Raw genomic sequence first — 19,084 nt, 5'->3', positions numbered from 1 at the left:
CACAATGAAACGCACGCAGTATGCAGTAATCGGTTTGGGGAGATTCGGTTCGAGTTTGGCCAGAGAGCTGATCAAGTTAGGTCATGAGGTTCTTGGCATCGATCAGGATGAAGAAGCAGTTGATGAAATGAGTGAGGTATTAACACATGTGGTTGTGGCGGACTCTACGGATGAGGAGGTGCTGCGCTCACTCGGTATACGTAACTTTGACTGTGTGATCGTAGCTATCGGAAGCGATATCCAGTCAAGTATATTAACGGCAATTTTGCTTAAGGATATTGGGGTGACAACGGTTGTTACCAAGGCGTTATCCGAACTGCATGGCAAGGTGCTGAATAAAATCGGCGTTGACCGTGTTATATTCCCGGAGCGTGATATGGGAATCCGTGTAGCGCATCAGCTGGTATCACCGAATCTGCTGGATTTTATCGAGCTGTCCAGGGATTATACGATAGCTGAGTTATCGGTATCGAAGCGGATGTCGGGGCGGACGCTTAAGGATTTGAATTTACGTGACAAATATGGCTGCAGCATCGTTGCTATTAATAAGAAGGAAGGCGTTATTATAGCGCCTACAGCAAATGATTTATTGGAAGAACGGGATATCATGGTTATTATAGGCACGAATTCGCAGATCGAGTCGTTTGAGAATGAAGTCGTAAAATGACCGCTTTAGCGGACATGGACATAACCTTGTTAATCGGATTCGGAGTGTGGTGGGTTGAATAACGAGGTCAGTGAGCTGGTTTACCATGTATTGTTCTTATTGATATTTATTTTGGGTATGGGGATGCTGTCCGGAAAATTAGCTGCCTGGTTGAAGCTTCCGGATGTCGCTTTATTTTTAATTGCGGGGATGATCGTAGGCCAGGGTCTGCATTTGGTAACAGAGACAAGCAGTTCGTTTACGAATCAGTTTATTTTAACTTTAGGTTCTGTCTTGATTTTATTTGATGGCGGCCGCAATATTCGGTTGTCCGGGCTCAAACAAGTGTGGCTGACTCTGACATTGCTTAGCGTTCCTGGCGTTCTGATCACCTGCGGGGTTGTCGCTGCTGCTGCGCATTGGCTGCTCGGAATGCCTTTATTGTACGCCGTGCTGCTGGGGGCGATTATTTCCTCCACGGACCCGGCAACGCTGATTCCTGTGTTTAAGCAGGTGAGAATTCGTACGAAGGTGAGAGAAACGGTCGAAAGTGAATCGGCATTTAATGATGCTACCGGATCGATTCTAACGTTTTCCGTACTGGCTGTGATTACCGGAGGACAAGCGATTTCCATATCCGCAAGTGTCATGCAGTTTTTGGTTACCGCACTTGGCGGTATTGCTGTCGGGGCAGTGATAGGATTCATATTGGTCTATATCACAGCGCATATCAAGCTTGGTTGGATGCGGGATTATGCGACTATTGCGATGGTGGTCACAGCTATTGCTGCTTATTTATTTGGTGAAACGATACATGTCAGCGGTTTTATGGCCACTTTTACAGCAGGACTCATTTGGGGTAATGTACATATATTTAAGCTCGATTTACAGGACAAGCATCAGGAGATGGGTCATTTTAGCGAAAATATAACCGTGATCATGCGCATGCTGATTTTTATTATGCTTGGCAGTCAGGTGAACTTTGGTGTGATCTGGGCTAACCTGTGGCCGAGCCTGGGAGTCATCGCTGTTTTTATGTTTATTGCCCGTCCGTTAACGGTGCTGGCTTCTGCACTGCCGGACCGTAAAGCGCGTTGGACCTGGAAAGAGCTTGTGTTCATGTTCTGGGTCCGAGAAACAGGAGTCATTCCTGCGGCCTTATCCGGTATGGTGGTTGGACTTGGCGTGAAGTATGCAGATGTGATGGCTTCGGTAACTTTTCTGGCGGTATTGTTCACGATCCTGCTGCAGGCAAGTACTACGGCCTATGTAGCCCGAAAGCTGGGTATCGCTGCGACCGATGCTGATACCGACGCTGATACGATAATAGATACAGAAGAACTCAATCGGTCCGGTTAAAGTGGCTTTTGGCTTTTTCAATAAAACGTTGTGCGGATGGATGATGAACAGCTTCCTCTGTGAAGAGCAGGGAGGTTGTTCTTGTTGTTTGATCCAGAGCGGGAATGAATCGGACAACCAGCTCGTTCTCCTCCAGAAAATGACGGCGAAGATAAGATTCGGGCAGCAGTGTGGCCGTTTTGCAGGTGGAGACCAGACGGATGATCGCTTCGAACGAATCAATTTCCATTTTAACATCTGGATGCAACGAATAACGCTGAAACAGTTCATCCATCAAAATCCGGTACCAGGTACCACGTGAAAATAGGATCATCGGCAGCTCGTGCAAGTCTTCGATATGAATAACTGCTTTATCCACAAAAGGATGATTATCCGGCAGCACAATACATAGACGGTCGTCGAAAAGCGGAATGCACTGCAGCCCAGGGTGTTCGATCTTGGAAGCTACGAGGCCTATGTCCACCTTACGCTCCTTGACCATCGGGACGATCTCATGGGTTTTACCGGTTATAGCTTTAATATCGGTGTGAGGGTAATCCTTGGCGTAAATCGTAATCAGATCCGGCAAGGTGGACTGAAGTGTGGTGAGACTGGCCCCGATAATAATGCTGGATGGTTTGTCGGTGGTTTTGAAGGCCTCCAGTGATCGCTGCAGCTTGCGCCCCATAGCGCGCTGCTCCAGCGCATACTCATAGCAGATTTGACCGGCGCGGGTAATCTCCAGTCTTTTGCCTTTGCGGTGAAACAGCTGGATTCCGAGCTCCTCCTCCAGCCGCATAATTTTTCTCGATAGGGCCGGCTGTGAAATATTTAACGATTGGGACGCTTTATTCAAGCTTTCCATTTCAACCACAATGGCGAAGATATCGATATTCTCAAACATTCGGACACCTGCTTTCTGTTATGTGTAAAACGCATAAGTGATTATAAAAAATCGGCACTTCCATTATAAGCACTAAAGGAGTACGATGTATAGGTCACGTAATCTTCACAAAATTTGTCTATAACTGCATAAAACGTTGTCGATTCATGGAAAATAGGCGTAGCGAACTTGTTGACGCTTGTTTCTTGCGGGGGTACAATGAAATATGGTTTTGACAATCGTGTGAACACGGCTATCTACTACTTAAGGGGGGAACGCATTCTAATGTTTCGAAATTCGTATTTAAATCGTAAGTTGCATTCATTACTTGGTGTTATTCCGGTCGGATTCTTTCTGATCGAACACCTAATTACCAACTACTCCGCTTCTAAAGGCGGACATGTGGCATTCCTGGAGCATGTGGATTTTCTTCACAATCTACCTCTCACATTAGCGCTGGAAATCGTTGGGATCTGGCTTCCATTGCTGTATCATGCCATTTACGGCTTATATGTCGCTTATACGGCACGGAATAACGTATCTAACTATGGATATTTCCGCAATCAAATGTTTTTTATGCAGCGAGTGACAGGGGTTATTACGTTCCTGTTCGTGGCATGGCATTTCTTTCAAACCCGTTTTCAAATTACACTGGGCTTGCCACAGGAGCAAATCGGCGTGCAAATGCACCATATTGCTACGAACCCGATCAATTTTGTTCTGTACTGTATCGGCATTGTGGCTGCGGTGTTCCATTTTAGCAACGGTATGTGGTCATTCCTGGTTAGCTGGGGAGTCACTGTCGGTCCGCGGGCGCAAAAAATTTCAACATTCGTATGGATGGGCGTATTTGTATTGATGACAATTATGTTCATCATGTCTTTGACCGCTTTTTTAAGTCCTGAGTTCCAAAATCTGCCGATGCCGGTTAAAGGTTAAGGAGGGAATACACAACAATGGCTAATTCTAAAGTAATCGTAGTCGGCGGAGGTTTGGCTGGTTTAATGGCCACCATTAAAGCCGCTGAAGCGGGAGTTCACGTGAGCCTGTTCTCACTGGTTCCTGTTAAACGTTCACATTCCGTCTGTGCTCAAGGTGGTATTAATGGCGCTGTAAATACAAAGGGCGAAGGCGATTCCACCTGGGAGCATTTTGATGATACCGTATACGGAGGAGACTTCCTCGCGAACCAGCCGCCTGTTAAGGCGATGTGTGATGCTGCACCTGGTATTATTCACTTAATGGATCGGATGGGCGTTATGTTCAACCGTACGCCAGAGGGCTTATTGGACTTTCGCCGCTTCGGAGGAACGCAATATCACCGTACAGCATTTGCCGGAGCTACTACCGGTCAACAATTGCTGTATGCGTTGGATGAGCAAGTACGCCGCTGGGAAACTGCGGGTCTCGTAACCAAGTATGAGCATTATGAGTTTCTGGGAGCTATTATCGATGACGATGGCGTATGCCGCGGGATTACTGCACAGGATCTGCGCAGTATGGAAGTATTGTCCTTCCCAGCGGATGCGGTTATTCTGGCGTCGGGCGGCCCTGGAATTATTTTCGGTAAATCAACCAACTCGGTTATTAATACAGGTACAGCGGCTAGTGCTGTGTATCAGCAAGGTGTTTATTACGCGAACGGCGAGTTTATTCAGATTCACCCAACGGCGATTCCAGGGGATGACAAGCTGCGCTTGATGTCGGAGTCTGCACGTGGTGAAGGCGGTCGGATTTGGACGTACAAAGACGGTAAACCTTGGTACTTCCTGGAAGAAAAATACCCAGCCTATGGTAACCTGGTTCCTCGTGATATTGCAACTCGGGAAATCTTCGCAGTATGCGTCGATGACAAGCTCGGTATCAATGGTGAGAACATGGTCTATCTGGATCTTTCCCATAAGGATCCGAAGGAACTGGATGTTAAGCTAGGCGGAATTATTGAAATTTACGAAAAATTCATGGGCGATGATCCTCGTAAAATCCCGATGAAAATATTCCCTGCTGTGCATTATTCCATGGGCGGCATGTGGGTCGATTTCAATCAAATGACCAATGTTCCGGGCTTATTCGCCTGTGGCGAGTGCGAGTATCAGTACCATGGCGCGAATCGTCTTGGTGCAAACTCGCTGTTGTCTGCTATTTATGGCGGAATGATTACAGGTCCAAAGGCAATCGAATATATTAAAGGATTGGATAAGCATACTGAAGACGTATCTTCCAGCTTGTTTGATCAGGATCTGGCTAAGCAAAAGGACAAGTATGAAGGCTTGTTGAAAATGGACGGAAAAGAAAATGCATACGTGCTTCACAAGGAACTGGGCGAAGTGATGACCAACAATATGACGGTTGTTCGCTACAACAAGAAGCTGCAGGAAACCTTGGATAAAATCAATGAGTTGAAGACGCGCTACAAGAATATCAGCATGACCGATACAGCACGTTGGAACAATCAGGGTGTAGCTTTTACCCGTCAATTGTGGAACATGATGGAATTGTCCCATGCGATGACATTGGGAGCTTTGATGCGTGATGAGAGCCGCGGCGCCCATTATAAACCGGAATTCACCGAGCGTGATGACGAGCGTTTCCTGAAAACTACGAAAGCCAAATGGACTCCAAATGGCCCAACCATAGAATATGAAGATGTGGACGTATCCTTGATCGAGCCGCGTAAACGTGACTATTCGACGGATAAGAAGAAGGGAGGACACTAATCATGGCTGAAACGACTACAGCTAACAAAAAGGTGAAATTCATTGTAACCCGTCAGGATTCTCCGGAAAGCAGCCCTTATACCGAAGAGTTCGAAATTCCATATCGTCCTAATATGAACGTAATCAGTGCATTGATGGAAGTGCAGCGTAACCCGACGAATGCAAAGGGTGACAAAACAACACCGGTATGCTGGGAATCGAACTGTTTGGAGGAAGTATGCGGAGCTTGTTCGATGGTCATCAACGGTAAACCTCGCCAAGCATGTACTGCGCTGGTAGATAAGCTGGAGCAGCCGGTTCGCATCGCACCGATGAATACATTCCCTGTTGTTCGTGACTTGGTCATTAACCGCGAGCGGATGTTCAATGCACTCAAAAGAGTAAAAGCATGGATTCCGATTGACGGAACCTATGATCTGGGTCCGGGACCACGGATGGCCGAATCCAAACGCCAATGGGCTTATGAGCTATCCAAATGCATGACCTGTGGGGTATGTCTGGAATCTTGCCCGAACGTGAATGACAAAACGTCCTTTATCGGACCTGCTGCCATTTCACAGGTTCGCTTGTTTAATGCGCATCCGACAGGTGAAATGAATGCCGATGAGCGTCTGGAAACCTTAATGGAGGATGGCGGTATCGAGGGCTGCGGTAATTCGCAGAACTGCGTCCGTTCTTGCCCAAAAGGAATCCCGCTTACAACTTCTATCGCCGCTATGAACAAAGATACAACCAAACATTTGTTTGCCAAGTGGTTGGGACTGTAGAAGAATGACACATAGACTGTTGATCCATTCGGAGCAGTCTGTCTGCAAATAATGCGATCAATTCATAGAGACTCCTTATCACGTATCGTGTGATGAGGAGTCTTTATCTATGGAAGACAATAATCTACTTGGTCGTTTATGGCTTCATAGAGTGCCGTCAGGACTCGGTGCGATATTTAGATATTGACTCTCGAACTGTTTACTATTACAATTTATTTAAACGTTTAAATTTTAGGTATGGGGGTGGATCATTGAGCAAAAATCGTCAGATTACCATTGTTGATATTGCGGAAGCGGCAGGTGTATCTATAGCAACCGTATCTAATGTACTGAACCGTCGCAAGGTTCCCATGTCGGAAGGGACCATTCACAAGGTAGAGAAGATCGCTGCGGAGCTTGGATATCGTCGGAATGTGATGGCGGCTAACTTGAGCCGAAGGAAGTCCTTCGAACTTGGGCTGATGATACCCAATTATGATGCCTATTATGGTCGTTTTGCTGAAGAAATGGAAAGGACTGCGCACCGCTTTGGCTACCATATGTCCGTCTTCTCTGCTGGTGGCTATGATCCGGATATGGAGAAGCGCCATCTGGAGGTATTGTTACAGCGCAGGGTAGATGGTTTGTTCTGCCATGGACTTGCAATGTCTCCAGATACAACCCGTCAAATTGTTAGCGATGGGACACCGCTGGTATTGTTCAATGCCTGGGATTGGCCGCAGGATATTGCCATTCACGCGGTTAATCTTGATTTTGCGGATGGATGTGCGCAGGCTGTTCATCATTTGGCAGAGCAAGGGTGTAAAACTTTGATCTATCTCAGTTCCGTACGATCCAAGGCGACGAATGACCAACGTTTAAAGGGCTTTAGCCAGGGATTGTCTGAGCGGCATAGAGAGCAATTGGTGTCGGGTATTGTGGAGCTGAGAGGCAAACCGATGGCAGATCTGGTCCAGCAGACGCAGGAAATCAGTGGGGGAAGGGGACCTATCGGTATTTTGGCATTTGACGATATCGCGGCGCTCCGTTTTATGTCAGCGGTAGTGGAGCAAGGCTATCGGGTACCCGAGCAGTATATGATTTTTGGGATCAATAATGATCCTGTTTCGAGTGCTTGTTACCCGCCCATCTCGACACTAGATATTCCTTACAGCCATCAGGCTCAATACGCGATTTCACTGATGCTTCGTCAATTGGGAGAGGAGCCTGATACTGATGAAGGGGTTCCAGCGCTTCCCGATACGATTGAGCATGAGCTGCGCATTCCCTTGACGATACTGCCGCGTCTGTCCACTGCGAAGTGAGCACAATTCAAGTACATGTTGGAATAGAACGAACCTAATAAGGCTGAATGAAAACTAACTTAAACAGGAGTGATTGTGGATGTGGAAGAAGGCAATTGAAGATGTTTTGGATAAAACGAGAGCTAACATTAACCGATTTGGCGATTTGTTCCCGCATGTCAGCAACGACGGGAAATATGAGCTGAATCCGAATGATGAGTGGACTGACGGATTCTGGTCCGGGATTTTATGGTTGTGCTATGAGTATTCCGGTGACCCTGTATTTAAAGAAGCGGCTCACAGAACCGTTGACAGCTTCCGTAGTCGTCTGGAATCGAAAACGAAGCTGGATCATCATGATATCGGTTTTCTGTATTCGCTGTCCTCTAAAGCACAATGGATTATTGAGCGCGATGAAGCCGCCAAGCAATTGACGATTCAAGCAGCGGATGTGCTTCTAGCCCGTTGGAGACCAAAAGGACAATATATACAGGCTTGGGGACCCGAAGGCGACCCGAAAAATGGCGGACGGATCATTATTGATTGCTTATTGAATTTGCCGCTTCTGTATTGGGCTTATGAGCAAACCGGCGATGAGAAATATAAAGAAATTGCTATCATTCATGCTGACAAATCACGCCGCTATCTTGTTCGTGGCGATGATTCCTCGTATCATACGTTTTATTTTGACCCTGAGGATGGGGACTCCTTGCGAGGCGGTACGCACCAAGGCTATAAAGACAGCTCCACATGGACTCGCGGACAAGCCTGGGGTATTTACGGCTTCGCTTTATCGTATCACTATACAAAAGATCCTTTATATTTGGAAACGTCCAAACGATTGGCCAGATATTTTCTGGAGCGTTTGCCTGAGGATGATGTTGTATACTGGGATTTCGACGCTCCGATCAATGCAGATACGAAGCGTGATAGCTCAGCATCCGCGATTACCTCTGCAGGTATCCTTGAACTTCTGACGCATCTGGAAGCAGACGACCCGGATCGTGCATTCCTTGAAGATGGACTTCAGCGTTCGATGAAAGGGCTGGTTAACAGCTATTCCACAATTGGACAGCCGAATGCAGAGGGGCTGCTGGATCATGGCTCGTACAGCGTTCGCGGCGGAAGTGCGCCCGATGATCATGTAATTTGGGGAGACTATTATTACCTGGAAGCTCTGGTTCGCATGGAGAAAGGTATCAAGGGCTACTGGTACGAGAGATAAGTAAGATGCGGACATTGATCAGTAAACTAGATTAAAATTGTCAAATCATGCCAAAAAGAATCGAAGCCACCAAATTCCACTTGATAGCGGATTTGGTGGCTTTTGTTCCTATTTTGGACCAGCTGCTCTTATGATCTGTATCGAGATTACAGAAGAGTAGATTAGCCTGCTATTTAATCATTCGGTCTATGATAGTTCCTCTTCACGGTGCAGCAGAAATTGCTTGCCGTACTCTCCGTGAGGATGGATATTTGCATTTTCCATTTGAATCGTGGAATGAGTGATGCCATACTGCTCCTTCAAGGTTTCGTTAATAGCTAGAATGATGCAGAACGGTTGAATGTTTTCGCTGATAAATACATGAGCAGTCAAAGAGTAATGATCGGAGGAAATCGCCCATAAATGCATCTCATGAACGTCCTCCACACCTTCTACTTGATTGATAGCTGCACGGATCTCATCCAGATTAAATTGCGAAGGTACAGATTCCATCAGGATTAAATAAGATGCTTTGATGATTTTTAAACCACCCATGAAAATAATAGCGCCGATACAAATACTGATCAAAGGATCAAACCACTGCATTTGAGTGAAATAAATCAGTATTGCGGAAACAATAACACCAACCGAGCTTAGTAAATCGCCGATAAAATGCCACAAGGCACTCTGGATGTTCAAATTGTTCTCTTCCTTCATGCTGCGGCTAAGTATAACCGTCAGTACGATGTTGACAACCAGACCAATGGATGCAATCACAAGCATCAGCTTGAAGTCAATCGGTTGGGGATGAATAAAGCGCGTGATGCCCTCAATAAAAATTCCTACGGAAATGACAGCCAGAGCCAGCCCATTGAGGAACGAGGCCACAATCTCAAAGCGCAAATAGCCAAATGTAAATCTGGCATTAGGTGGATGTGTCGCCAAATAGATCGCGATCATGCTAAGTCCAAGCGCCAATACGTCAGAGATCATGTGAGCAGAATCGGATAGCAGGGCCAGAGAATTGGACAACAGTCCTCCGATAATTTCGACTACAGTGAAAAATAGCGTTAATATAAGTGTAAGCCACAATGTTTTTTTGGATTTGGATTGTTCTTTGACATGGCCGAGATGATGATAATCATACATAAGATTGCCTCCTTAACAGTTAAATAATCTATGGTTGGATTATACGTCAAGGTCTGAATTTTGGCAAATACTTTAATTGATACTGTTTATCAACGATTTGATAGCAATTATCATCCATTTGAGAAGTTTTATCATTGATTTACTCTGTTTTTCTATGGAATACTCTATTTATTATAAGAGTAATCTATAACACATCCCAAATTCGTGTAAGCAGTTAACCATATTAATAAGCGCTTTCAAAATTGTTACATAACTGAAATATAGCTGTTATGGTTTTAACATCTTTATCGTGTATTATAATAAACAAGACCCCCTTTTTAATATAAACACTTGAAGACCCGCCCCGTTGGCGGGTCTCTTTTTTTGTAGACACGTCAAATAACCCTCATACAGCAAGGGTTTACGGGGCATAGAAGCTATAGTATGGGGACGTTTTAGAGACATTGGAAGGATATTGGAAGGAAACCTATGTAAACGACAATTCCGAGTAAGTGGAATTATTTAATATTCTGATTCGGGTTCTGTTTGAACGTCCTCATCATCTAGATCGAGTAGCCTTTCCATTGCATATGCTGCATCCTTGTTCATGTTGGGTGTAAGGTGTGAGTAAAGATCTAACGTAATTTGAATACTCGAGTGTCCCAGTAATTCTTGTACAACTTTTGGGTGAATTTCTAAACTTAGGAGTAATGAGGCGCAAGTATGTCTAAGATCGTGAAATCGGATTCTTTTAAGTTTGGATTTTTTTAAGAGTCGCCTCCATACTGCATCACACATCGCCTTGGAATAAGGGGTTCCGTATTTCGTGCTTACAACAAAATCTTTATCATCGTAATCATCACCTGCCGCGGCTTTTTCCTTTAGCATATTTTGCCTTCTAATCTCAAGTTGTTTCACTACAAAATCAGAAATGGATATCGAACGATTACCAGCGTTTGTTTTGGTGCCAGCTTGTAATTGGTTTTTAAAATTTAAAATATTTCGGATATTAATCTTCATATTAGTTAAATCAACGTCACAAAATCGAAGTCCCAATATTTCCCCCATTCTCATACCGCTATGTATTGCCAAGACAAAAATGATTCTAAGCCTATGGTCGAATATTGCTTTTAGGAACTGCTTTGACTCTTCGGGAGTCCAGCAAAGCATCTCTTTCTTTGATACCCTTGGCTTGGCGACAAGAGCAGCAGGATTCCGTATGATCAATTGTTTACGTTCCGCATCTTTTAAGGATTTATTCAAGACTTTGAAAATGTTTCGAACATAACTTTCTGAAAAGTTCTTCTCCTCGATTTTCGTCAAGAAGCTTTCAATAGTCATCGCATTAACTTCAGATAAAGGGATTCGACCTATCAGTGGGGCAATATGCTGCTCGATAATAACTTTGTACCCGACCTTTGTTTTGTCCTTAATATCGCGTCTGTTGGCAAGCCAATTGTTCAAATATTCACTGAAAGATAACTTGGATTGCTGGACATACGTTCCTTTATTCATTGCATCCTTGATTGATATCTCTGCTTTTTCAGCATCCTTTTTGGTCCTGAAGCCGCGCTTTCGTATTGTCTTCCATTTGCCATTCTCGTCTTTGATTTCGAACGAATAATACCAAGGATTATCTTTCTTATTTTCATCTTTGTAAATGGGCATGTTTTATTCTCCTTCGCTTTGTTTTGGGAACGCAAAATATGCAGGAGCAATGTGCCCCTGCCGATTACAAAGTTGTTACTATTGGAATTACTTTTTATTTGGCTTAATTGACATACAGCAATCGATCAGGTTACGTTCTGACGATTCAATTTCAAATTGCTTCACTGCGATTTTTGTAAGGATTCAGTTGCTCGTTACCTGCTTCCGCGCATGATTAATCAAACTTTTCTTGATAGGGTTCATCAACAGAATTCATCAAGAATTATTCGATTTTCTTTCTGTATTGGTCAATTTCAATCTGTACTTGGGCGAGAACAAATTCCTGTATGCATACTTTAGGTATTCTATAAGCTTTGCCACCTACCTTAAATGATTTAATTTGACCTGTTTGAAGCAATTCATAGGCTTTATTCCGTCCAATATTAAGCATTTCACAACAATCCTCAATGTTGACAATATCATCGTATTGCGCAAACATAATGATCATCCTTCCATAGGTTCATTAGAATAATATAGAAACAAACATCATCTCAATGCGATTATTTCTTTGTTCAGTACAGATTATGTTAAATTAGCTTTCACTGTATTACGTTAAATGACTTGAATTGAGTTTATAATGCATAATTGATAACTGTTAGAAAAGAGCAATTTGTGATACAATAAGCGGAAATAAAATCCGGATAATTAATGATTATTTATCACTTAACATGAACGAAACGAATATTTTGTAACAACAAGCTTACGCTAAAGATATGTAATAGTGCAGTAATTATAGTTTCATTGAGTGTTTTCTTGGTGTTTTTAATCCTTTAATTCATTAATCCTTTAATTTCTGCATGCATAGGAGCATACTAATGAACTTCGATAGCCCACTTTATAGCACTACCTATAGTATTAGTGAAGATGAAGACTCCCTTTTAATGATCAAGAAATTTAATAAGGCTTTTACGAAAAAGGGTATAGATATGGAGATAGATAATGACTTTGCTGTCATTCGACCCTATTACGATCCAAATGATTACGAGCGTGTAAATGATACTTTTATATATCCTAGCCATAGACTATTTTATTGGGATGGTATGAATAAGGAAGAATTTGGAATTAGAATTTGTGCTATTAGGAAGAAGAAGAACGGAGATTTTAAAAAGACTATTTTCGATATGAGTTTGCGAGATTACAAAAATGATTTCCTCTCCAAATGCCGGGAAAGAGGATTGAATTTATCGAATACATTTGTAAACGAATTTAGTGATTATACGCAGTTATTTGATAAAATAACCGCCAAGTGCCTTCACATAATATACACTTCCAAAACCGGATGGATTGAGGTTAATAATGAGTGGTATTATATTCCATTGGCAGGAACTGATTTTTTCGTAATTGACAAAACAAAACTGCACTCTAAATTTAAGATTAATAGTGAAAGAAAAAGTACTCTATCTAATCACGATGCTCTTCGTTCTACCTTGAAATTGATTGAGGTAACAGATAGAGCGGTATCCATTCCGCTGTTGTCCTACTCGTTTCTTTCATTATTCACAAGCTTTTTGGAGTATGAGAAGCGGAATCCATCCAAATTTTCCTTGTGTATTTACGGAAATAATCAGTTCCTGAGTGGAACTGGCTTTGCCAATTTGTTCTGCAACTTTTTCAATAGAAGCAAGTACATAGATAGCCTTGATGCAACAATTCATTCTAATATGGATGATGATATAAAGAGTAAATCTACTCTTATAAGGGATGCAGTGTTTATCGTAAACGCTGTTACCAATTCAAAAAAAGTAAATGGCGTAAAAAAACTGTTACAGCATAACTATGATTCCAATATGATGCTTGTACTGAATCAAGAAGCAGTTAATCAAGATTTTGTAATAAATATTAACATTGATAATCTATACATAGATCTCTCTCTTGTAAAAGAATTTAAAAATCGTCCATTTATCTTATCGACATGTATTTCAGATATTATTTCAGATTACATACCTGCCTTTTACCGCAAAGGTAGCAAAAAGAACATCACAAAATCAATTAGTAAAAAAATATCTGAATTCCAACAAGCTATTTTGAAGGGTTCTGATAACTATGACATGAATAAAGTGGAGGGTTATTCTTGCCTGTTATTCGGATATTTTGTATTGATATCCGCAGCTCAGGAAGAAGAGATAATAACAGAAAAAGAAGCCGACGATCATATGATGCAAGCAACTCAGATATTTAGAAATGAATGTGTTATTAACTTACTGGGAACTAACAATGTACATGGCACAACTCAAGTAGAGAAGCATATAGTTTTCCTTGATAATTTATTAGAATTACTGCAAATTAGTAACCTTCCAGATATTAACGACAAAAATAATCGAGAGATTAACAATACAACAAACTTAGGATGGGTTGAGAACGGCAATATCCTCCGTATTAAAGACATTGTCTTTAAGAAGATAGAAGAATTGCTCACAGCGAATGGACAAAGTATCCAGCTTGCAAAGAACAAGAAAGAAATTTACAAGAACCTTTATTCAGCCGGTGTTATCCTTTTGAAGAACGATGATGATGAAAGAATCGAACTCAGCAAGCTCTTAATAAAGCATATTGACTCTAACATAAATGTAGCTTCCGATAAGGGTACGGTTGTTACCTTTAGACTAGACAAAGATAAAGCGCTTGAGTTATTGAAACGAAAGCAGAATGATTAAGCAAACAAATAAAAGCACAAAGATAGCGAGTGATCGCTGCCCTTGTGCTTTTATTTTTGCAAATTCTACTGCTAGTGACAGGGAAGAGAATTAAAGAAATAATGATATTTCATTTCCTCTCCTTGATCATATACGTATATATTATCTTTTAATATATACGTATATGATTTGTATCTATAACAGTGGTTTTACTGGGGCTTGAACACTGTTATATTACTTTTAAAAATGCGCATAACACAAACCTAAGATTGATATTAATTGGGGGTTTGTGTTATGCACCATACAGTTCATATGTTTTGTAAGCTAAACAGTCGTATTTATTCGGCATTATTTGAAGTTCTACACGACCTGTCATGTCTTAATGGTTCCAAGTTCTATCTTGAGAAAGATAGAACTTATCATTGTCACCTACTGATGAAGGAAACAGGAATAAAGCTCATTTTACGGAGTAAAGAAATGGAGGATGGTATTAGTTATAAGGCATTAGAGATTATTATGAATCCTATGAGACTTTTGAATAAAAACGATTATTTACAATTGGCTAGCATAGAGCATTGCCAATCTATTTACACTGCTTTCGAAAAGGCCCTCAAACCGATAAAAAAAGAATTTAAGAGTAGAAAGTGTAATAAAAAATTAACATTCCAACTACATCATCTAGATTCCTATAGTTTCAAAAGGGTAGATTTTGCTGTCAATTTTTACACGGAACATATCAAACTTTATATGAAACTAATTAAACGTGCTAATATTCCGAATGGTTTTCAACAATATTTAACGTATAGGGAATCCAGCAAACGATATGAACCAACAGAGCATAGCTTTTATATCTTCCGAAAAAGCAAATCAAAATCAAAGCATGAACATGTGACCCTGACTGTTCAATGTTACGATAAGGGAGAGCAATTAAAGGAAAATAATTTACCATGTCTCGATGAAGATGCTAATTATACAATAAGATTCGAGGTTCAATGTCATTACAATAAGGTATTTAGGATTATTAAAAGCAATGGTCTAAGCAAACAAGGGTTTTGCCAATTTCTGCGGGAAGATATATCTGATAATGAACTTCATAAATATTTCAAGAAAACCATAGGCTATGGTGACTACTATACATTATCGAAAGCGAAGGAAATCATTCGTCGAAAAAGATTACATTCAGAAACCAATGAAGCATTGATTGCAACTCTTGAATTAGTCAATAGTAAAAGAGGGATATGGAAGGCTAGAGAGACGGTCGAGGATATGATGGAATTCGACAAACGAATCAAAAAGTTACTTGAACTAGGAGTTAATCCTGTTACGATTCCGATAACAGAAGGTGTTGATTACTTGCCTTGTCTTTTTGATTGTGGAAAAGAATGAGGAAATGGGGCTAAATGGATAGTTCATTAAGTGCCACTACCTAACATTAAATAGCCATCATCAACTAGGGTGGCTCTCCCTATTAATATACCAGCTTTAATTCGTTAACATTGTGGCTCTGACAATTAACACAAACGTCTCCGCCACACCGAAATATTCACACTTTTGTTGTCTAGCATCAATAAATCAAATTATATGGATATCTCGATGGATAACTTTCTATTCCCAATAAAACATTAGGGTGAGAGGGTGGGAATAGATAGATCTTTAGATCTTGAGTGAGGAGCAGAGCGAACGAATGAGCGAAGCGCAAGGAGGTGAGAACCTCCGGGAGCGGAACCCGGCGCCGGAGGAAGCAGCCGGGAGGGAGCAGGCGCCGAGATGAATGAGAGGAGTGGAGCGAGATAAAGAGGGAACGAAAGAGCTCGTGAGAACGAGCGAGAGAGAGATTCTCCAAAGAGAAGGGGAAGTGGGGAAGAAGTCCCCACATGTAAAGCTTTATAAAAGGATAACGGTTCAAAAAAAATACACAAGGCAAGATGCCTGTAGTGTATTTTATTATTGGTTGACTGGACCAAGGCTTAAAAGCTTAAAAAACTTATATCTTAGGATAACTCCTCTTTTAACGTGAGGATAACTTAACGCCTGAATTCTTAAATTTAATTTCTCTTAAAGTAATCCTTATACGCCCCGTAGCCATTTGTTTCTGAAGCATTTAATAGCCCAGACATTGCTGCCATATTGTATAATTATCCATCCTTTTTGATAAATCTGTAAGTTGATTTATAAACAACCAAGCCTTCTGTGATCACTGACATTTATTATTTCCAACCTTATTTCGCTGATATAGCTCTTATAATTTCGTTTACTTGCAAGCGCTTATGTTATTTTCTATTTCTTCACGTTCTTTCTATCTGTTTATTATTTAAAGATCATCCAACTGCGGCGGAAGTGAGCTTAAGAGTTGTAAGTATCTCGACAAATAGATCAATAGCTTTTTGATCATTCTGAATTAAGTTGACATCATAAATCGTATTCTCAAATACACAAACTTCTCCATGCTTAAAGATCATGATAGCTATCTTTTTCTTGTTTCCCGAATCCTCTTTCAAATAATAAACTTTTTCAGAGTATTGAATTTTTTCTTCTGCAACGATGTTTGATATATCAAATCCATTTCTCTTCACGTAGGCTACATTCGATTCACCATCTTGCAAGAACTCTCCATACGAAATGATTACTGTGTTATCGCTTTTGTAATAAGTAGTATAAAATCCAAAGTTATGCTCTTTACTTTCAGTGATTTTAGGCTTCCCCCAAGCAAGCGGGTAATTAATCGTGAAGCCAAATCCGCTGTCGATATATTCTCCAAACGTATTGGAAACAGGCCGAGTGTACTCCAATTCATACCATTTCTTAGATATGTCAATACTAGCACTAGCCGTTCCACCATAAGATAAGTTTATCGTTTGAGTTGCTCCGTCCCATTCAAGTTGAAGCCCTAAATTTTCACCTATAAAACGGAGTGGAAGCATCGTGCGACCACTAATAATTGCCGGGGCAACATCTAGTGTTTGTGCGGTTCCATTTACATATGCCGTATTTTTATCGATCCATAAATCAATTTTGTTATTATTCAATTGAATGGTAATTTTCTGCTCACCATCTAACCAATCTAATTTCCCACCTAATTCGTCTATTAAAGCACGGATTGGTAGCAAGGTTTTTCCATTGTGTATAATTGGTGTTGTGCCGTTTCCAGCATCGATTTCTTTGCTTTCACCGTTTATTTTCATCATATGATTATTAACCTGTAGAATAATTTGTTTCGCTTTGGACGTTACAAAGGCTTCGTTTGAAGGTATGGATTCTATTTTGTTTTTATAAACGGCTTTGATAATATAGAAGTTGCCTTGTTTAGCATCGATATTCAAGTCTGCGTATTCGGTGGTTTGCAATGGGAAATCGGTGAGCGGAGTGTTATTGTAACTTCCGTTCCCAGTTTTACGGTATACATAATATCCAAGTAGATCATTTTTGTTTTTTACGCCAGACCATGTTAGGTTGATACTGTTCCCATTTAATGCAGCTTTAAGGTCAGTCGGAGCATCAGCAATCACAACTTGCGCGTTTGTTGTCAAATCACCGAAATTTGCGGTTAATATTGTGTTGCCGTTGCTTCGACCATACAAAATAGAATCTTTCACTTCTGCCACATAGAAATCTTGTATACTCCATTTTACTTTGCTGGTATCTAACGATTTTTTTGTTCCATCTGAATAGGTACCCTCTAACATCAACTTAGTATGGTCGTTGACATTTAAAGCAAAGCCTTTCGGGTCAATCTGGATAGATGATAGTCGGATAGATAGTGCTGAGGCGTCGAGCAACCTGATTTTTCGATCTCTTGCATCAACATTATCAACATAAAAAGCATATTTTCCATCTGGAGTTATGCCGCTTACATATGGATTGATAGTTTCTTTTGAATTCTTTACTTTGATTCTGTAAAAATGTGTAAATCCTTCTTCAACTGTATAAACCATGTCCCCCAAAATCAATAACTTTCCGTCTTTGCTAAATGAGATGTTACCGGATTCCTTGATGACTGCTATCTGCTTATAGCCATCTTTTGCGTTAAACACGATTGTTTCTGAATTTTTTCCACCATTATGTGAAACAACAAAATAATTTCCATCCTGCGAGAATCCCATATCTGAAAATAAGAAGCCTGCTGTGAAATCATTCAACGTTTTTATAATCGCTCCTGTATTTTCATTGCGAATTTGTACTATACTTTGAGAATCAGATAATAGTACCGCAAACTCGTCATTTTGTGGGTGATGGGAAATCCTGCTTGCATTGCTAGTGACATCCAATTTAAGTAATTCTGCACTAGTCGTAATATTTATTGTTTTTATGGAACGGTTACCATCACTTACTTGAGCTATGATTGATTTGCTATCGGATGTAAAACTTAGTGCGCCAATATATGGATCTTTTAATTTAATTGTATTTTTAAGTTCGCCGGATTTGCTGTCAAACAAGTGTATTCCATAGGATTCATAACCCGCGGAAAGCGCAAACATAGTACCATCTGGACTGAAAGTGGCATCATTTACATTTTCAGTTCTCGTATGAGGTGGTATGTTAATTTTTTTGCTAATTCCACTATTGACGTTCCATAGATAGGTATCAAACGCACTACCTGTCGCAAGCAACATACTCCCATCAGGGCTCATTTTAACTTTGGAGACCCCATACCCTTTTAACGTGTTAAACACGGGGAGTTCGGTTTCTCCTTCAGCAAAAATGGAGGGATTACTTATAAACAATAGACTTACGAACATGATGCTGCATATTACCAGAGTTTTTAATGTTTTTTTTATCAT

Annotated in this window: 14 protein-coding genes; 9 read left to right on the top strand and 5 right to left on the bottom strand. The window is 41.1% G+C overall.

Going from position 1 to position 19,084, the window contains the following annotated elements:
- Nucleotides 1-4 precede the first annotated feature (4 nt).
- Complete coding sequence (locus tag BM210_RS02345) at nucleotides 5-667, top strand: potassium channel family protein (protein ID WP_091164054.1); 663 nt, start codon at nucleotides 5-7, stop codon at nucleotides 665-667.
- Nucleotides 668-721: 54 nt separating this feature from the next.
- Complete coding sequence (locus BM210_RS02340) at nucleotides 722-2,005, top strand: cation:proton antiporter (protein WP_256223206.1); 1,284 nt, start codon at nucleotides 722-724, stop codon at nucleotides 2,003-2,005.
- Here the strand turns inward: BM210_RS02340 and BM210_RS02335 are convergent.
- A complete protein-coding gene (locus tag BM210_RS02335) occupies nucleotides 1,989-2,888 on the bottom strand; it encodes a LysR family transcriptional regulator (protein ID WP_091164053.1) in 900 nt (299 codons plus the stop codon). The genes BM210_RS02340 and BM210_RS02335 overlap by 17 nt on opposite strands.
- A 264-nt stretch (nucleotides 2,889-3,152) precedes the next feature.
- Between BM210_RS02335 and BM210_RS02330 the strand changes: the two genes are divergently transcribed.
- From BM210_RS02330 to BM210_RS02310, 5 genes are all read left to right on the top strand, one after another.
- Entirely contained in the window at nucleotides 3,153-3,806 is a 654-nt protein-coding gene (locus BM210_RS02330; RefSeq protein ID WP_091164051.1) for a succinate dehydrogenase cytochrome b558 subunit, read from the top strand.
- A gap of 17 nt (nucleotides 3,807-3,823) precedes the next feature.
- A complete protein-coding gene (sdhA, locus tag BM210_RS02325) occupies nucleotides 3,824-5,584 on the top strand; it encodes a succinate dehydrogenase flavoprotein subunit (RefSeq protein ID WP_091164050.1) in 1,761 nt (586 codons plus the stop codon).
- Nucleotides 5,585-5,586: 2 nt separating this feature from the next.
- Entirely contained in the window at nucleotides 5,587-6,351 is a 765-nt protein-coding gene (gene sdhB, locus BM210_RS02320) for a succinate dehydrogenase iron-sulfur subunit (protein WP_091164048.1), read from the top strand.
- A 251-nt stretch (nucleotides 6,352-6,602) separates the two neighbouring features.
- Nucleotides 6,603-7,655, top strand: a complete 1,053-nt coding sequence (locus BM210_RS02315) for a LacI family DNA-binding transcriptional regulator (protein WP_091164046.1) — start codon at nucleotides 6,603-6,605, stop codon at nucleotides 7,653-7,655.
- A 79-nt stretch (nucleotides 7,656-7,734) separates the two neighbouring features.
- A complete protein-coding gene (locus BM210_RS02310; protein ID WP_177237579.1) occupies nucleotides 7,735-8,859 on the top strand; it encodes a glycoside hydrolase family 88 protein in 1,125 nt (374 codons plus the stop codon).
- A gap of 186 nt (nucleotides 8,860-9,045) precedes the next feature.
- On the opposite strand, the gene BM210_RS02305 is transcribed toward BM210_RS02310, so the two are convergent.
- The 3 genes from BM210_RS02305 to BM210_RS02295 form a co-directional block, all read right to left on the bottom strand.
- Nucleotides 9,046-9,987 (bottom strand): cation diffusion facilitator family transporter, encoded by a 942-nt coding sequence (locus BM210_RS02305; protein ID WP_091164042.1) that lies wholly within the window; start codon nucleotides 9,985-9,987, stop codon nucleotides 9,046-9,048.
- Between the two features lie 501 nt (nucleotides 9,988-10,488).
- Complete coding sequence (locus tag BM210_RS02300) at nucleotides 10,489-11,634, bottom strand: site-specific integrase (protein WP_091164041.1); 1,146 nt, start codon at nucleotides 11,632-11,634, stop codon at nucleotides 10,489-10,491.
- 262 nt (nucleotides 11,635-11,896) lie between these two features.
- Complete coding sequence (locus tag BM210_RS02295; protein WP_091164039.1) at nucleotides 11,897-12,112, bottom strand: helix-turn-helix domain-containing protein; 216 nt, start codon at nucleotides 12,110-12,112, stop codon at nucleotides 11,897-11,899.
- 376 nt (nucleotides 12,113-12,488) lie between these two features.
- Here BM210_RS02295 and BM210_RS02290 point away from each other — a divergent pair, with 376 nt between their 5' ends.
- Nucleotides 12,489-14,327: a hypothetical protein gene (locus BM210_RS02290; protein WP_091164038.1), complete on the top strand. Its 1,839-nt coding sequence runs from the start codon at nucleotides 12,489-12,491 to the stop codon at nucleotides 14,325-14,327.
- 456 nt (nucleotides 14,328-14,783) lie between these two features.
- Nucleotides 14,784-15,692: a hypothetical protein gene (locus BM210_RS02285; protein WP_143100981.1), complete on the top strand. Its 909-nt coding sequence runs from the start codon at nucleotides 14,784-14,786 to the stop codon at nucleotides 15,690-15,692.
- A 932-nt stretch (nucleotides 15,693-16,624) separates the two neighbouring features.
- Here the strand turns inward: BM210_RS02285 and BM210_RS02275 are convergent.
- Nucleotides 16,625-19,084: a stalk domain-containing protein gene (locus BM210_RS02275; RefSeq protein WP_177237577.1), complete on the bottom strand. Its 2,460-nt coding sequence runs from the start codon at nucleotides 19,082-19,084 to the stop codon at nucleotides 16,625-16,627.

Source organism: Paenibacillus sp. 1_12 (assembly GCF_900114475.1).
Taxonomy (GTDB): domain Bacteria; phylum Bacillota; class Bacilli; order Paenibacillales; family NBRC-103111; genus Paenibacillus_S.
Note: the sequence above shows the minus strand (reverse complement) of the source record. Positions and strands in the feature narration are given on the sequence as shown.

Bases quoted from the DNA above. Each gene is read 5' to 3' on its own strand.
- BM210_RS02345 (WP_091164054.1), top strand. From the start codon at position 5: ATGAAACGCACGCAGTATGCAGTAATCGGTTTGGGGAGATTCGGTTCG.
- BM210_RS02335 (WP_091164053.1), bottom strand. From the start codon at position 2,888: ATGTTTGAGAATATCGATATCTTCGCCATTGTGGTTGAAATGGAAAGC.
- BM210_RS02330 (WP_091164051.1), top strand. From the start codon at position 3,153: ATGTTTCGAAATTCGTATTTAAATCGTAAGTTGCATTCATTACTTGGT.
- sdhA (WP_091164050.1), top strand. From the start codon at position 3,824: ATGGCTAATTCTAAAGTAATCGTAGTCGGCGGAGGTTTGGCTGGTTTA.
- sdhB (WP_091164048.1), top strand. From the start codon at position 5,587: ATGGCTGAAACGACTACAGCTAACAAAAAGGTGAAATTCATTGTAACC.
- BM210_RS02310 (WP_177237579.1), top strand. From the start codon at position 7,735: ATGTGGAAGAAGGCAATTGAAGATGTTTTGGATAAAACGAGAGCTAAC.
- BM210_RS02305 (WP_091164042.1), bottom strand. From the start codon at position 9,987: ATGTATGATTATCATCATCTCGGCCATGTCAAAGAACAATCCAAATCC.
- BM210_RS02300 (WP_091164041.1), bottom strand. From the start codon at position 11,634: ATGCCCATTTACAAAGATGAAAATAAGAAAGATAATCCTTGGTATTAT.
- BM210_RS02295 (WP_091164039.1), bottom strand. From the start codon at position 12,112: ATGTTTGCGCAATACGATGATATTGTCAACATTGAGGATTGTTGTGAA.
- BM210_RS02290 (WP_091164038.1), top strand. From the start codon at position 12,489: ATGAACTTCGATAGCCCACTTTATAGCACTACCTATAGTATTAGTGAA.
- BM210_RS02285 (WP_143100981.1), top strand. From the start codon at position 14,784: ATGGAGGATGGTATTAGTTATAAGGCATTAGAGATTATTATGAATCCT.
- BM210_RS02275 (WP_177237577.1), bottom strand. From the start codon at position 19,084: ATGATAAAAAAAACATTAAAAACTCTGGTAATATGCAGCATCATGTTC.